This window comes from Salinisphaera sp. RV14 (assembly GCF_052044135.1).
Taxonomy (GTDB): Bacteria; Pseudomonadota; Gammaproteobacteria; order Nevskiales; family Salinisphaeraceae; genus Salinisphaera.
On record NZ_JBQDYF010000016.1, the window covers coordinates 25,227 to 40,524 of the forward strand.

A 15,298-nucleotide genomic window follows, 5' to 3' on the forward strand; every position below is an offset into this window, starting at 1 on the left:
TGCAACCGATACGAGCGCGTAATCCGCCATTTTAGGGCCTGTTACCGTTTCATACGAGCCCGTGCCGGCATCGCGAAAGCCCCGCACAGGGCGCAAACCGACCACCGGCGAGGCCCGCGCCGCCCGGATCGGATCACGGCTCAGCTTTCCTGATGACTTTCGCCGGCGGGCACGCGCAGCACCTGGCCCACGCGCAGAGTCGAGGAATCGAGTGAATTCGCGGCCTTCAGAGCCGCCACGCTCTCGTTGTGCGCGTTCGCGATCGAATACAGCGTGTCGCCCGACTGCACGCGATAATGCGCCGCGTGGGGCTTCGACGCCGTCTGGAGACCCGGCACGATCAGCCGCTGACCCGGCTCGATGTCGCGACTGGTCAGGTCGTTGATCGTCATCAGCAATGCGCTCGTCACGCCCGCGCGTTTTGCCAGACCCGACAGGGTATCGCCGTTGCGCACGATATAAACCTCGGGCGACTGGGTCGACGGGTGCATGGGCGGGTTATGTTTCAGGTAACCCACGATGCCGCGGTAGATGGCATCGGCCAGCTTCGCCCGAAACGCGTGCCCGTGCAGCTTCCGAGCCTGGGTCGGATTGGTGAGAAACGCGGTCTCGCACAGCACCGACGCCACCATCGGATCGCGCAGCACCTCGAAATTCGCCCGCTGCGGTTTGCCATGGTAGAGCGGCTCGATTTTGCCGAACTGGTGAATGATGCGCTGCGCCAGGCGATCGGCGGCATCGATCGACTGGCTCTGGAACATCTGTGTCAGCACCGTGTTCAGCGTCATGTCGTCGCTGGAAAACCGCACGCCGGCCACTTCCCGGTCGTGACCGTTCTCGAAACGCGCCAGTTGCGCGGCCTCGGCGTTGCTCGCGCCGTGCTCCGACAACTCGTAGCAGGTGCCGCCAGCGACATGCGGATGCCCCGGCGAGGCATTGGCATGGATCGAGACGAATACGTCCGCGTGCTTGCGCTGGGCAATGGCGACACGATCGGCCAGTGTGACGAAATGATCGCTGTGGCGCGTGAGCACCGGTTTGATGCCGGGCGTGGCGGCCAGCTTGGCATAGACCATGCGCCCGATCGCCAGCGTGACGGTTTTTTCTTGCAATCCGTGCGGACCGGACGTGCCCGGATCCTTGCCGCCGTGGCCCGGGTCGATCACGACAACCAGCGGCTTTTTCCGGGGCGCCACGCTCGCCGGCTCGGCCTGCGCCGCGCGGGCGTTGTCGAAACGCGCGATCAACTGGTGTCCGTGGCGCTCGACACCCGCGAAATGCGTGCCGGGTTTCAGGCCGAACACCGCGCGAAGCGTGTCGTGCTTGCGGCGCCCCCAGCGGATATTGCGAATCGCGCCCGCGCTGTTGGCGCTCGCCGCGTGCGCCCGATGCGTGGCCTTCAGATCGATGACGGCGCGCACCGGCGAACTGAGCACAAAATCGTGGAACGATGGCACCCGGGAAAACGTGAGAACGACACGGGTATGCCGGCCGGCGTGATGTACGCGCACCTGCTGCAACGTCGCCGGCGGGGCCGCGGATGCAACGGCCGCCCACCACAGCACCAGCCCGAGTAACGCATAACGATAAAACAGAAACCGATTCACGATGCCCTTCGCCGCCCGGCGAGCCATCCATCGACCGGGGCCCGCCGGATCACGCCCTCCATGATCCCGTCTGGATTGCCGAGCCTTCGTCGGACGCCCGGCGATACCGGACGCTGACGCCGCGTCGACAGGATATAACATCAGATTAGTTGACAATGTCAACCAAGACATGGAGTATTAGTTGACATTCTCAACTACTCATCATGGCTGAATATTCTCCTGCCGGCGAAACGCTGCACCGTTTGCTCCATGCCTATAAGCGCGCCATGCGCGACGGCTATGCCTCGGCCGATATCGATCTCACCGTCAGCGAGATTCGCGTACTCAAGGGCATCGCCCGCAGCCGGCACGGCACCGCCCGGCACATCGCCGAGCGCATGCGCCAGGACAAGGGCCGCATCGCCCGGTTGATCAAGGGCCTTGTGACCGCAGGCCTGGTCGTACGCCAACCGCATCCAGACGACAACCGCAGTCAACAGCTCGAACTCACCGATGCCGGGCGCGAACTCGCGGCCCGGATCGCGACCGTCGAGGCCCGTGCCGGCGCGCGCATGGCCGGCGGGTTGTCGGATACCGATCTCGCCCGTTTCACGGATCTCGCCGAAGCCATGATCACCAATCTCGAACACGCCCAGGATCGCGCTTCATGAATCGCAGACCGTCACCCCGAACCTTCACCGTACTCGACAAGACCGAGATCACGCCAAACATGCTGCGCGTGACTCTCGGCGGCGAAGGCATGGCCGATTTCCCGGCCGACCAGGAAAGCGCCTACGTCAAGCTGCGCTTCCCCCAGGCCCAAAGCGAGCGCCCGCTGCTGCGGACCTACACCATCCGCTCGCAGCGCGACGATTCGGTCGATATCGATTTCGTCCGCCATGGCGACGGCGGCCCGGCCGCGCGCTGGGCCGAGGAGGTCCAGCGCGGCGAGACCATCGACATCGGCGGCCCGGGCCCGAAGAAGCGCGTCGACTCCGCCGCCGACTGGGTGCTGCTGATCGGCGACATGACCGCCCTGCCGGCGATCTCCGCGAACCTGGAAACACTGCCACGCGCCATGTCCGGGCACGCCATCATTGAAGTACTGCACGAGAGCGACATCCAGAACCTGGACGCCCCCGACGGCGTCGCCATCCAGTGGGTGATCAACCCGCACCCCGGCGCCGACAGCGCGCCGCTCTACGACGCCGTGGCCGCGCTCGACTGGCCGGCCGGCGCGCCGTCGGTGTGGTGTGCCTGCGAATTCGCGACCATGCGCCGCCTGCGCGAGCATTTACGCGGCGATCGCGGCGTGATGCGCCAGCAGCTTTATATCTCTAGCTACTGGCAACGCGGCAGCAACGAGGAGGCCCACAAGCAGAACAAGCGCGCCGACGCCGAAGGCTCAGCATCAACGCTGTAAGCCCTTGCATCTAGTCAGGGCGGAACAAGCAGGCCGCGAGACTACGAGCCGGCCCGCCGACTCACCGCCGAACCGGCAATTTCTCGGGTTCAGGGGCTCAAGGCGACACTACGCGCCTCGGCATGGCACGCGATGACATCGCGTGTCCGAGCAGGATCGAATACGGTATCAAAGCACCACGAGCCAAAGCCGCCGGCCAGGTTGATCGCTTCAACCCACTCGGCCATGGCAGCGCGTTTGGCACGATTGAGATCGCTATCCTGACCTTTGACTTCCAGCACCAACGTTCGGCCGTTCCTGAGCTTGATCAGAAAATCGGGGACGAACCGGCGGCTGGAGCCTTCCCAGAGATAACGCACAACGAAATCGAGGTGGTCGTTCTTCGCCCACGCCGCAACGTCATCGCTTGTCTCACACACCGCAACCACCGCTTTTTCCCAAGTGCTGTCGTGCACAGCATGGCTAATCTGGGAACGAGAGGTGGGCTCGCAAGGCTTTGTCGTAAGCCACGGCCGCATAGCGCTCGTCGAACCGATTGGTAACTGCTCATCGAACAGCGGCTCGAGGCGCGTCGTATTCGACTGGCGAATATACCGGCTGACGTGCGTCACGACGGCATCGATATTCAGGCCAATCAACAACCGCCGCCGAGCCGGCTCGGCGTACCACTGCGCCGGAATCGTGAGCTTGTCGCTGGCCAGGAATTGCTCGACCAAACGAATCAGCTGGATCGCCAGGTATTGTGTATCGCCTTCGAAGCCGCTATCGAGCTCGCGATACAGCTTTCGCGTGGCGCGAAAGATGAGGTTCTGCAGCCGGAAATCCTGTGCGGCACTCTCCAGATCGATCGCAGACGCCTGAGCAAGATTGACAATACCGGTCAACGACGGCGCAATTTCGGCGTTGATCGGCGTGGCATTCGGGTCGAGCGCCAACGGCTCGACCGCTGGCCAGTCGACCCGCAGCTCCGGCTTGAGCACCGATTGAATCCGAACCACATTGGGCCAGCGAATTTCATAACCATTACGGTCGGGCTCGACTTCGATACGTACGCTCGCCTTCGGCACCGGCGGCGTCTCGCCGCCCTCGCCCACCTCCTGGAAGATCGATAACGGCACGCCGAAGACATTGACGAATTCGGGCAGGAAATACCCCTGCTCATCCATGTCGTGCGCCACGCGTCGCAAACCGCGCCCGATGACCTGCTCGCACAACAACTGGCTGGTGAACGCGCGCAACCCCATGATGTGCGTCACGTTCGCCGCGTCCCAACCTTCCGACAGCATGGCCACCGACACAACGTTCTGCAGCTGTTGGCCCGGCCGCCCACGCTTGCCGACGGTATCGACCAACGCCCGCAACTGCTCTTCCTGCTTGAGCGCCAACAGTTCGTTCTGCTTATCGGCAGGCAAACCGGCGGCCTTGATGACCTGCTCCAGCCGGGCTGCGTATTCCTTGTCCTTCGTGACTTTCTCGCCCCGCTCGGCTTTCTCGAGCACCTTGGAATCGACACGCAGCGTGTATTCCTGCGCCTGCGTACCTTCGATGATGCAGTCGCCTTCGTTGAAGAATCGCTCGATGCGCGCGGCCGTCTCGGTCCGGTTGCAAACCGTGAGCATGACTGGCGGAATCGTATGCCCTTCGGCCTGCCAGGCCTTCTGGGTTTCGCGCCAGTCGTAAGCCAACAGCGCATAAGCGTTCTGAACGAGCTTCGGCAAGGGATCGGTCGAATCGGCCTTGCGGTTCAAGTCGTCGCGGACTTCGTCTTCGCGATACAGATGATAGAGCTTGCTCGCGTAGCTTTTCGCGTTGGCCAGTGCATCGTCGCGAATCACCACCCGCGGCGTCTTCACCAACCCCGCTTCGATCGCATCGTTCAGGCCGAAATCGGAGATGATCCATTCATAAAGCCCGGCTTCGGTGTTGGTCTTGCCCGTCGGCGCGAACGGTGTCGCCGATAGATCGAAGCAGCGCCGGATACGCCGCGTCTTGTGAATCCGGTCCAGCCCCTCGATCCAGCGCGTCGCTTCTTCCAGATCGATACCGAGTGCTTCGGCTTCTTTCCGGCCGACCTTCACCTCCGCGCGTTGCCGATAGGCGTGGTGCGCCTCGTCGTTGAATACGATCAGATCCTTGAAACCCGCCAGCCGGCCCAGCACACGGCGAGTGAATGCCTCATCGCTCTCCTTGCCTTTCTTGACCACTGACCGCGCCGGCTCTTTCAGCGGCATCAGCGTGTGCCAATTCTCGACCCGGATCTCCATCTGGTTGAGCCGCTGGCGCATCGCCTCGGTGGGGCACATGGAAAACTCGTCGTAGACGTTCTTCTCATCACCCGGGAGCAATACCTGCAAGCGGCTTTTCACTGTCAGACCCGGCGTGACCACAAAGATGGCATGGGAAAAACGCGAGTCCTTGGGATATTGCAGGGCGTTAAGTGTCTGCCAGGTCGCAATCAGGCCCATGACTGTCGTCTTGCCCGAGCCGGTTGCCATCTTGCTGCAGATACGCTCCCAGGCGCCGCCGTCGCCGGGCAGGAAGATGCCCTGACGATAATCGGGCGGCGCTTCCAGCCACCAGATCAGCGTTTCGATCGCTTCCAACTGGCAGAAATAGAATGGATACTGGCGCGGCCCGCCTTGCCAGCGGCGGGCTTCGGCAATCCACTCGCCCCGAGCATCCCAGTGCTCCAGCAGGGCGCGCGTGACCATCGTGATCCCCGGCCACCCCGCTGCCCGCCACTCGTCCACACGTTGGCGAACACGATTGACCGTCTCCAGCAACTCCACCCGCCGCGTGTTGTTGCGCGTGTCGTACATCTCGTAGGCGGCCGGGCGCCGGCCTTCGGCGACCTGGGCGATTTTGCCGTTGGCATCCTGTGACCAGTGTTGGGCCGGCATCTCATAAGGCGAGTTGATGATCAAAGACTGGGAGGTCATGAACTGCCCCCATCAGTTGTTCGATAGGCTTGCTGACTGTGATTGGGCTTGTCTGGATACCGCAACATCAGACGACCCGCCCGCACTAACGGATTGATATAGCGATTGCGCAGGCTGATCGGATTACGTTGCAGCAGTTCTGCGAGCCGCTGCAGGCTTAGGTAGTCCACGGAGCACAGTGCGACTATCGTCGACTCCACGACTTCTCGCGCCGCTCGTTGCTTGCGCCGAACAGGCTTGGCAATGTCTTCCAAGTGGCTTTCTGCGTAATGTTCCGGCCCAGCGGAATGATCGTTATGTATGGAGCTAGCGTCGTTACGTATGGAGCTAGCGTTGTTACGTATGGAGCTAGCGTCGTTACGTATGGAGCTAGCGTCGTTTTCTGATGTATCAGCCGTGTCTAACCCTGCGGCAATTCGTTGCTCCGGCCCATCGAGCGACCCACCGAAAAGCTCGTAGTAAGTTCCGCGGCCGTGGCTGTGCTGAATCAACATCCGACGCTCAACCAACGATCGGAACATTTCCGTTATATCGACCCGGTGACGCGTCAACATCGTCTGGAGACGCCTGTTCGTCACGCGGCCTTCCGCGTTTGCAGTAATAAGCGCCTGCACCTCGTCCTCGTTAAGCTGGCTAATCGCCGATACGCCGAAACGGGCCTTGAGCGCCTCGACCAGCCCTTCCGGCAACATGCTGACCATCGGCAGGGTCAGCACCACCCGATCGGGCCGCAACGTTTCCCGCAAGCTGGGAGACTGCCAATGCTGGGCGTGCCAACTCGCCCGAATCTTGTCGAGGCCCGAGCCCGCCTTGTCGCCGGCTCCCAATAACTGGAACATCTGCTGCAGAGATTTATTGCGACATTCGCTGACGCCGCCGTCCAACAACTGCTCGATCGAGAGCAGCAGCGTCCCCGGGTTGGAAAACTCGAATCGATCACGATGGCGGTCGATCACGACACCACCTTGCCCGCCATGGTCTGCGTGAATCAGGGCGTTGACCAGCGCCTCCTGTAGCGCCTCATGCACCTCGCTCTGGCCTTTACGATATCCCTCCGCGTCCCGCGCGAACGGCACCTTGAGCGCCGAATCATTCCCAATTTTCTGAACAACCCGGATATAAAACTGAAACAGGTTAGCTTCCCACGTGCCGTCGACCGTTAGGCGATCACTCCAGCGAACCGACTCGTCGTCCGCCAACCGCTCACGGTAATCCAAGTGGAATCCGGGTAGCGCTTCGTTATCGGTGATGGCCTCCTGCTTGCCAAACATAAGCAGCCCAGCCAGCGTCAGCCCCTCGATACCTTCACGCCGGTCGCGGCGCCAACCGCCCAGCTTAGCCAGATACTCGGTATCGTCCAGCAACAACCAGGGATGATCGGGGCTGCGCGACCCCATGCGATTGCGAAATTGCCGTAGCGACTGCGTATCCAGATCGTCCAGACTGAAGTACTGCAGAATTCGGCTGTCTGCAGGCGCCTGGTCGGGCCGGTCGGCAAACATGCGCTGAACTTCTTGCGGCGAACAGCGAAAATCACCTTCGTGGTTGCGACGATAACTTCCGCGATACGGATCAGGCCCCACATGTACCGGCCGAAATTCCCGCGACGCACGCGGCACATGAATCGCGATGAGCCGCGGGCCGCCCAAGTCGAGAATTTCGAGGTCACGGTCGGCCAAAAGGTTGACGCTGACCTTGCCCCGATCATTGGCAACGCTCCAGAAATCGCGAAGCATCTTGTCCGGATCGTCGACGCCCTGTAATTCGACTTCGTCGCCGCGCTCCCTGACGCCCAGATAGATCACGCCGCCGTCGGTGTTGGCAAACGCGCTGTAGGTTTCCCAAAGACTGCCCGGCAAACCGCCCTTCGCCGACTTGAACTCAACATCGCGCCCTTCTTCGCCAAGGGTATCGAATAGATTCATCTGCTGGTTCACGGCGCCGTCACCCCAACGGAATCACTTTCAACGACTCGATCCCGCGGTCGTCCACGATCTTCACCGCCACGCACTCGTTCTCGCCGGCGTCGAACGGCAGCGACAGCGTGCCGTGAAAGGCATCCAGCAGATCGTCGTTCAGCTCGGCGCGGATATCTTTCTTGAGCTTGTACCAGCCGTCTTTCTTGCCGGCCATGGGAAAGAACACCTGACGCGGGAACAACGAACGGTTGTCGTAATCGGTATCCAGCGACCAGAGGGCGATATTCTTCTTGCCGCCGGATTTCAGCTCGCCGCTCTTGGTATCGAAATAATCGAAGCCGTGGACCTCGATCTGGTAACGGCCGTCGTCGCGCGTGTGCAACTCCACCTCCGGCTGGCCCATCAGCCAGAACGATTCATTGCTGGAGCGCCCCTTCTTCAAATCCTCGGTCAGCAGATCGGTATTCATCTGCACTTTCAGCGCCTGAACGCCCTTGATGGTGTCGATATCCTTGGCCGCCTCCGGGTCGAAGGTAAAAGCACAGAACACCAGCAACTTCGGCAACGGAAACAGCTCGCCCGCCTCGCGCATGGCGATCTCGACCTGGCGTTGTTCCAGCGCGGCATGTTCCGGGCCGAAACTCACGGCCACCCGGTCGCCGGTGTCGGCCACTGTGCCCACCGCATCGATATACCGCGTGCCGGGCAACGGCTCCAGATCCATCAGTTTCAGTTTCTGATTGTTCTTGCCACGCACGCCGGTCTTGAGCAGTTCATCCCGCCACTGCGCCTGGCGCGACGTTTCGCCCGAACGCGCGACGGCGACATCCGCCTCGCGCGGCTGCTCGGCCTCGTCCAGCCCCAGCACCGTGGCAAACGGCACCGCCTCCACCGTGAATGGGCCGGTGATGCGACGCTTGGATTTATCGATTTCCGGCTGGTCGTAGAGCACTTCCTGGCCGGCGTGGTTGGCGATGGAATCGTCCATTGCTTGCTGCATAGCCTGGCGGGCGGCATGAAACGCATCCAGCGCATCGAGCGCGGCTTGCGGCCAGTCCGCCGGCGCTTCAAACGGCACTTCCCATTCCAGGAGTGCGTTGGTGGCAACGACTTCCTCGCTGGGCAACGTCTGCTGTTTCGCCTTGGCCGAGAAATCGATTGTCTCGCCCTTGCGGGCGCCTTCGGTGATCTTGAACGGCGCCGGCGGCGCGGCCTGCAACGCCGTGTTCAGCGACTCCAGCGCCGACGCGACCGCCGGATGCCGTTGTTCATAGATCGTGTCGATTTCCGGGTTATTGGCGATCGACTTCAGCGTGATATGCGGCACGGTTTTATAGATGAAGCCGCCGCGCAGGCCTTCGCCCGGATATTTCAGGGCGTAGTAGTCATAGCTCGCGGTCATCAACCGCTGCTTGGCGAGCGTGACTGCGACGCGGGAGGTGTCGCAGGTGATCCAGCGACGGCCCCATTTTTCGGCTACGACCGCCGTAGTGCCGGAACCGCAGGTCGGGTCCAGCACCAGATCGCCGGGGTCGGTGGTCATGAGCAGGCAGCGTTGCACCACGGACATGGCGGTTTGGACCACGTACACCTTATCCGAAGTACCCGCTACGTCTGCCCAAATGTTTGAGATTTGATACGCGGGGAAATCATCCAAGAATCGCTTGTACCGCAGCGTCTTGTCTCCACTACTAACGCGTCCGGTGGCTACGAGTCGCCGAAATCCAGACTCCCCTGTTTTCCAGTACCCGCCGCTAGGGCCCCACTCTTGGCCTTGAAATGGCACTGGAAAGGAGCCTGGTGGACGATTCGAAACTAACGCTGTGCGCTGGTAATTTCGTCCATCGGTGTCCGTCAAATCGTATCGCTCGCCGGAGCCATGACCTTGGCCTATGACTTTTTCGTGGTAGATCTGACGGTACTTGAGTTGCCCTTTATTCTTCGCGAACCAAACACAGTAGTCGGCAACGTTTGCGAGGAGATCAGCGGTTTGGCCTCCCGTCTTCCTGACGACAGCGACGCTAACGAAGTTTTCTGAACCGAACACTTCATCGATTATCTCGCGAACGTGGTGCAAATTCTCATCGGAAATTTGCACAAACACGCTACCCGACTCGCTCAACAACTCCCGCGCCAGCAGCAGCCGATCCCGCAGATACGTCAGATACGAATGAATCCCCAGCTCCCAGGTATCCCGGAAGGCCTTGATCATCTCCGGTTCCTGGGTCAGGTCTTCATCCTTGCGATCCTTGACGTCCCGGCGGTTGGTGAACGGCTGGAAGTTGGAGCCGTATTTGATGCCGTAGGGCGGGTCGATATAGATCATTTGCACCTGCCCGGCCATGCCCTCTTTCTGTAGCAGAGAGTTCATGACCAACAGCGAATCGCCTGCAATCAGGCGGTTGGACCAGTCGCGGGCGTGCTTGTAGAAGTCGATGGCTTCGCGCAGCGGCAGGTTTTCAAACGGGGCATGGAACAAATCGGCCTGAAAGCTCGGCGTATCCTTGCCTTTGCTGTCTTTCACCCGTTTCTGCAAGCCGGCGAGAATGGTGGCCGGATCGATGCGTTCGTGCACATGCAGCGAAACGGTATCGACTTCGAAGCTGGTGCGCTCGGCCTTGCCGGCCCAGTTGAGGTAGGCCGCCTGCATGCGCTTGAGTTGTTCCAGCGCAGCGGCCATTTCGTCTTTGTCATCCGAGGCGAGCGCGTCGTCGATGAGGCTTTCGATCTGGGCGCGGCTCGGGTCGAACTGCAGCGCCGGGTCGATATGCGGGTCGTAGGCCCAGTTGGCGCTGTCTTCCACGCCGTCCGAGCTGGTATCGACCATGCCGACGTGCGGGTTGTTGCGGCGCTTGTCGTCGTAGCGATAGCTCAGCACTTCGTGGCGATCTGCACTGGCTTTCGACGCGCGCTTGTGTGCTCTCTTCTGGTCGGCTTTCTTCCGGCCGGCTGCTTTACCCCGAGCCTTGGCACGCGCCTTATCGGCATGGAAATCGAGTTCGGCCGGGGCCGCCTGCGGCTTGAGTTCGAAATCCGGCGCGGCGGTGCTCGGTTGGTCGGCAGCGATTCGATAGATCGACCCACCGCGGCCGCGCCCCTTCCCGATCACGCCGTCGGCCACGAGCGCGTTCTTGATTTCCGCATAGGCGTCGTTGCCCAGCTCGTGGCCCGCATCGCGCAATGCCTGCTGCATGGCCTGGTTGCCGATGCTCGAGCCATCGGCCGGCAGCATATCCAGCAACTGCGCCCGCGCCGCCGCGCGCCCCTTCGAATCGCTCATATCGCTCTCTGACTGGTGCCAAGCCGCGCGATTGGCCGTTCTGCCTCAGCCGCCGGCCACTATGCTCAATAGTCCCCGCAGGGAGCCTATCACCGGCACGTCGCGCTGTGCGCTTAAAAGACGTCGACGGATGTGCGCCACCCGCCATCATAGCGTTATGACGTTGTGATGCTAAACTCCAATCAGGAGGCATTCCCATGACAACTTCAAAGCGCTCAACCATCTATTTCGACGAACAGCTACATGCAGCACTCCGCCTGAAGGCCGCCCATACGCATCGCAGCGTGTCGGATCTTGTCAACGACGCCGTTCGCGCTGCGCTGGCCGAGGATCAGGAAGATTTAGCCGCTTTCACCGACCGCGTCGCCGAACCGACCCTGAGCTATGAGGCACTGCTGGACGATCTGAAAGTGCATGGCAAGCTATAAGCTTGTCTTCAAACGCTCGGTCGCCAAGGATCTGCGCCGCATTCCGAACGATGATGTCGCGCGTATTCTCCAACGCGTCGATGCGCTACAGCGGGATCCACGCCCACCGGGGAGCGAGAAGCTTTCGGGTCAGGAGCGATATCGAATCCGCCAGGGCTTCTACCGCATCCTTTACGAAATCGCCGACGATGTACTGATCGTAACAGTCGTCAAGATCGGACACCGAAAGCATGTCTATCGGGGCGAATAACGCCCCGTTGATAGACGCTCGCTCATAAAAAAGCCGCCCCAATAACCGGAGCGGCTTGAGCCGGCCGTGGCCGATCAGGCAGCCCGTGCCTGACGCATCCGCTGTGCGGCCTCGACCATGTTCTTCAGCGCCGGCTTGACCTCGGCCCAGCCGCGGGTCTTGAGCCCGCAGTCCGGGTTCACCCACAGTTTTTCGGGCGGCAACACGGCCACGGCCTTGTCGAGCAGGGCGACCATCTCGTCGGTGCTCGGCACACGCGGGCTGTGGATATCGTAGACCCCCGGGCCGATCTCGTTCGGATACTGGAACTTCACGAACGCATCCAGCAGCTCCATCTGGGAGCGCGAGGTCTCGATGGAGATGCAGTCGGCATCCATGGCGGCGATCGACTCGATGATGTCGTTGAACTCCGAGTAGCACATATGAGTGTGGACCTGGGTTTCGTCGCGCACGCCGCCCGCTGCCAGCCGGAAGGCGGCCGCGGCCCAGTCCAGGTATTCATTCCAGTCGGCACGCCGCAGCGGCAGCCCTTCGCGAAAAGCCGCCTCGTCGCACTGGATCGCGGCCAGGCCGGCCGCTTCCAGATCGACGATCTCGTCGCGAATGGCGAGCGCAACCTGCTTCACGGTTTCGGACCGGGGCTGGTCGTCGCGCACGAAGGCCCACTGCACCATGGTGACCGGGCCGGTGAGCATGCCTTTCATCGGCTTTTTCGTACGCGATTGGGCGTATTTCGACCATTTGACCGTCATCGGCTTCGGCCGCGAGACATCGCCGTAGATGATCGGCGGCTTCACATAGCGCGAGCCATAGCTCTGCACCCAGCCGAGTTTGGTGAAGGCATAGCCGGCCAGTTGCTCGCCGAAATACTCGACCATGTCGTTGCGCTCGAATTCGCCGTGTACGAGCATGTCGAAGCCCATGTCTTCCTGCATGGCGATGGCGTCGTCGATCTGCTGTTTCAAAAAGGCGTCGTAATCGGCATCCGATAGGTCGCCTTTCTTGTGCTGTGCACGGGCGCGGCGTACATCCTGCGTCTGCGGGAACGAGCCGATGGTGGTGGTCGGGAACATCGGCAGCTGCAATTTCGCCCGCTGCTGGCGCGCGCGCTCGGCGTAATCCGACTGGCGCCGATAATCCGCGGCGGTGAGACCGGCTACGCGCTTGGCGACGAAGTCGTCGTGGATCAGCTTGGATTCGCGGCGATCCGCCATCGCCCGGGCATTGGCGTCGAACAGGGCTTCGTCGATATCGCCGTCTGCCGCGCGGGCGAGCGCCACGATCTCGGCCAGCTTCTCTTCAGCGAAGGCCAGCCAGGCGGCCAGCCGGGAATCAAGCTTGGTTTCGTGGTGCAGAGTGACCGGGCTGTGCAGTAGCGAGCAGGCCGGGCCCACCATGAGCCGGTCGCCGCCGATCGTGTCTCGGACCCGTGCCAGCGCTGTCTTAGCCGCGGTCAGATCGGTTTTCCAGATATTGCGTCCGTCGACCACGCCGACCGACAGCGCCGTGTCACCGCCCAGCCGGCCGGCCACGGCCTCGATCTCGCCCGCGCCGCGAACGGCATCGATATGCAGCGCGGCCACTGGCAGGCTGGTGAACAGATCGATGTTGTCGCGCAGCTCACCGAAGTAGTTCGTGACCATGATCTTGAGATCGCCGACGCGCGATAGCGCGGTATAGGTCTTGTCAATCACGTCGCGCTGGGCTTCACTCAGATCGAGCGAAAAGATCGGCTCGTCGATCTGTACCCACTCGGCGCCGGCCGCGGCCAGCCGATCCAGAATCTCGATATACACCGGAATCAGTTGATCGGCGAGCGCGAACTTATCCAGGTCCGAACCGTCGGTCACCTTGCCGAGTGTGAGATAAGTCGCCGGACCGATGAGCACCGGCTTGGTGGTCATGTCCTGCCCCTTCGCCTCGACAAATTCGTCGAAGACCTTGGCGCCGGCGAGCGCGAAGGTCGTGTCCTGGGTGAACTCGGGCACCAGGTAGTGGTAATTGGTATCGAACCACTTGGTCATCTCGCAGGCGATGGCGTCATCCGTGCCACGAGCCATTGCGAAGGCCACATCGAGATCGGCATGCGCGCCATCCCAGTCGAAGCGCGCCGGCACATTGCCGACCAGGCAGGCCATGTCCAGGATCTGGTCGTAGAAGGAGAAATCGTTGGAGGGGATCAGGTCGATGCCGGCCGCGCGCTGTTTTTCCCAGTTCGCGCGCCGGATATCGGCACCCACCGCCTCCAGACCGGCACGATCGAGATCGCCCGCCCAGTAGGCTTCGGTGGCTTTTTTCAGCTCGCGGCGTTCGCCGATACGGGGAAAGCCGAGATTATGGGATGTGGTCATGGATCGTCGCTCCTCTACTGCGTTATCCGAGCCAGCACCGCTGGCGATCGATCACGAGCTTAGAGTGACTTATCCATGACTAATATTGGTATATTTGCATCAATGAATGAATATCGCTCATACAACGAATGATCGAACGTATTCATCTGCGTATCCTGCGTCAGATCGAACGCGACGGCTCGTTGACCGCGGCAGCGAAGTCGCTGCATCTGACGCAGTCGGCATTGAGCCACGCCGTCCGCAAGCTCGAGGATCAGGCCGGCACCGCGATCTGGCGCCGGGAAGGTCGGCGTATCCGCCTGACACCGGCCGGCGATTATCTACTCGCCGCGGCCGAGCGGCTGCTGCCGCAACTCGAGCGCCTGGATACCGTGCTGGCCGACTATGCGGCCGGACAATACGGCACGCTGCGCATCGGCATGGAATGCCATCCCTGCTATCGCTGGCTGCTCAAGATCGTGGAACCGTATCTGGCGGCCTGGCCGGGTGTGGACATCGACGTCATCCAGGCATTTCGCTTCGGTGGCATGGCCGCGCTGTTCAACCACGATATCGATATCCTGGTCACACCCGATCCGCTGGCCAAGCGCGGGGTGATCTTCGAACCGGTATTCGATTACGAGCAGGTCCTGGTAGTGGCCGCGGGCCACCGCTTGGCCGGGCGCGAGTATGTGACGGCCGAGGCGCTGGCCGACGAAGTCCTGTTGTCTTATCCGGTGGACCCGGCCCGGCTGGATATCTTCACCGGGCTGCTCGGGCCGGCGCATGTCACACCGCGACGCCACAAAACGCTCGAATCCACCGACATCATGCTGCAACTGGTGGCCGCCGGGCGCGGCGTGTCAGCCCTGCCGCGCTGGCTGGTCGATGAATACGCGGCCGAACTCGCCATCACGCCGGTACGGCTCGGGCGGGCCGGGATCGCCAAGCAGATCCATCTGGGCGTACGGCGCGCCAGCCGCGAGGAGCCGCCAATCGCCGGTTTTCTGGACGCCGCTCGTGCTGGGCCGTCGCATACGGCGTAACGTGCCGGGACATATCGCCAGACGCGAACGCCGGACACACGAAGGCATCGGCCGCTGATGCGGCCGATGCCTCGAACACGAAACGATCCGCGTGCCG

11 protein-coding genes are annotated in these 15,298 nt (G+C 61.9%); 6 read left to right on the forward strand and 5 right to left on the reverse strand.

The window, feature by feature from the left end; genetic code table 11:
- Positions 1-140 precede the first annotated feature (140 nt).
- Positions 141-1,607 carry an N-acetylmuramoyl-L-alanine amidase gene (locus ACS8Y6_RS14360; RefSeq protein ID WP_440850807.1) on the reverse strand — a complete coding sequence of 489 codons (1,467 nt, stop codon included), beginning with the start codon at positions 1,605-1,607 and terminating at the stop codon, positions 141-143.
- A gap of 203 nt (positions 1,608-1,810) precedes the next feature.
- On the opposite strand from ACS8Y6_RS14360, the gene ACS8Y6_RS14365 reads away from it, so the two are divergent.
- Both ACS8Y6_RS14365 and ACS8Y6_RS14370 read left to right on the forward strand, forming a co-directional pair.
- Positions 1,811-2,257, forward strand: coding sequence for a MarR family winged helix-turn-helix transcriptional regulator (locus ACS8Y6_RS14365; RefSeq protein WP_440855836.1), 447 nt, complete (start codon positions 1,811-1,813; stop codon positions 2,255-2,257).
- The gene (locus ACS8Y6_RS14370; RefSeq protein ID WP_440855837.1) at positions 2,254-3,009 is read left to right on the forward strand and encodes a siderophore-interacting protein; all 756 of its coding nucleotides are present in this window, start codon (positions 2,254-2,256) and stop codon (positions 3,007-3,009) included. Before ACS8Y6_RS14365 ends, ACS8Y6_RS14370 begins: the two co-directional genes overlap by 4 nt.
- Before the next feature lie 89 nt (positions 3,010-3,098).
- Here ACS8Y6_RS14370 and ACS8Y6_RS14375 read toward each other — a convergent pair whose 3' ends face one another.
- Genes ACS8Y6_RS14375 through ACS8Y6_RS14385 form a run of 3 tightly spaced genes read right to left on the reverse strand, consistent with a single transcriptional unit; the run spans position 3,099 to position 10,547 of the window.
- Positions 3,099-5,948 (reverse strand): BPTD_3080 family restriction endonuclease, encoded by a 2,850-nt coding sequence (locus tag ACS8Y6_RS14375; RefSeq protein ID WP_440855838.1) that lies wholly within the window; start codon positions 5,946-5,948, stop codon positions 3,099-3,101.
- A complete protein-coding gene (locus ACS8Y6_RS14380; RefSeq protein ID WP_440855839.1) occupies positions 5,945-7,885 on the reverse strand; it encodes an ATP-binding protein in 1,941 nt (646 codons plus the stop codon). Before ACS8Y6_RS14380 ends, ACS8Y6_RS14375 begins: the two co-directional genes overlap by 4 nt.
- Before the next feature lie 7 nt (positions 7,886-7,892).
- The gene (locus ACS8Y6_RS14385; RefSeq protein WP_440855840.1) at positions 7,893-10,547 is read right to left on the reverse strand and encodes a site-specific DNA-methyltransferase; all 2,655 of its coding nucleotides are present in this window, start codon (positions 10,545-10,547) and stop codon (positions 7,893-7,895) included.
- On the opposite strand from ACS8Y6_RS14385, the gene ACS8Y6_RS14390 reads away from it, so the two are divergent.
- From ACS8Y6_RS14390 to ACS8Y6_RS14400, 3 genes are all read left to right on the forward strand, one after another.
- Positions 10,527-11,159, forward strand: a complete 633-nt coding sequence (locus ACS8Y6_RS14390; RefSeq protein WP_440855841.1) for a hypothetical protein — start codon at positions 10,527-10,529, stop codon at positions 11,157-11,159. The two genes, ACS8Y6_RS14385 and ACS8Y6_RS14390, sit on opposite strands and share 21 nt — an antisense overlap.
- 185 nt (positions 11,160-11,344) lie before the next feature.
- Positions 11,345-11,575, forward strand: coding sequence for a CopG family transcriptional regulator (locus ACS8Y6_RS14395; RefSeq protein WP_440855842.1), 231 nt, complete (start codon positions 11,345-11,347; stop codon positions 11,573-11,575).
- Complete coding sequence (locus ACS8Y6_RS14400; RefSeq protein ID WP_440855843.1) at positions 11,562-11,825, forward strand: type II toxin-antitoxin system RelE family toxin; 264 nt, start codon at positions 11,562-11,564, stop codon at positions 11,823-11,825. Before ACS8Y6_RS14395 ends, ACS8Y6_RS14400 begins: the two co-directional genes overlap by 14 nt.
- A 74-nt stretch (positions 11,826-11,899) precedes the next feature.
- Here ACS8Y6_RS14400 and metE read toward each other — a convergent pair whose 3' ends face one another.
- Complete coding sequence (metE, locus tag ACS8Y6_RS14405) at positions 11,900-14,176, reverse strand: 5-methyltetrahydropteroyltriglutamate--homocysteine S-methyltransferase (RefSeq protein WP_440855844.1); 2,277 nt, start codon at positions 14,174-14,176, stop codon at positions 11,900-11,902.
- A gap of 128 nt (positions 14,177-14,304) precedes the next feature.
- Here metE and ACS8Y6_RS14410 point away from each other — a divergent pair, with 128 nt between their 5' ends.
- Positions 14,305-15,201 carry a LysR substrate-binding domain-containing protein gene (locus tag ACS8Y6_RS14410; protein WP_440855845.1) on the forward strand — a complete coding sequence of 299 codons (897 nt, stop codon included), beginning with the start codon at positions 14,305-14,307 and terminating at the stop codon, positions 15,199-15,201.
- Positions 15,202-15,298 lie beyond the last annotated feature (97 nt).

Coding starts and splice junctions, on each gene's coding strand:
- ACS8Y6_RS14375 (WP_440855838.1), bottom strand. CDS start 5,948: ATGACCTCCCAGTCTTTGATCATCAACTCGCCTTATGAGATGCCGGCC.
- ACS8Y6_RS14370 (WP_440855837.1), top strand. CDS start 2,254: ATGAATCGCAGACCGTCACCCCGAACCTTCACCGTACTCGACAAGACC.
- metE (WP_440855844.1), bottom strand. CDS start 14,176: ATGACCACATCCCATAATCTCGGCTTTCCCCGTATCGGCGAACGCCGC.
- ACS8Y6_RS14365 (WP_440855836.1), top strand. CDS start 1,811: ATGGCTGAATATTCTCCTGCCGGCGAAACGCTGCACCGTTTGCTCCAT.
- ACS8Y6_RS14410 (WP_440855845.1), top strand. CDS start 14,305: ATGATCGAACGTATTCATCTGCGTATCCTGCGTCAGATCGAACGCGAC.
- ACS8Y6_RS14395 (WP_440855842.1), top strand. CDS start 11,345: ATGACAACTTCAAAGCGCTCAACCATCTATTTCGACGAACAGCTACAT.
- ACS8Y6_RS14385 (WP_440855840.1), bottom strand. CDS start 10,547: ATGGCCGCTGCGCTGGAACAACTCAAGCGCATGCAGGCGGCCTACCTC.
- ACS8Y6_RS14400 (WP_440855843.1), top strand. CDS start 11,562: ATGGCAAGCTATAAGCTTGTCTTCAAACGCTCGGTCGCCAAGGATCTG.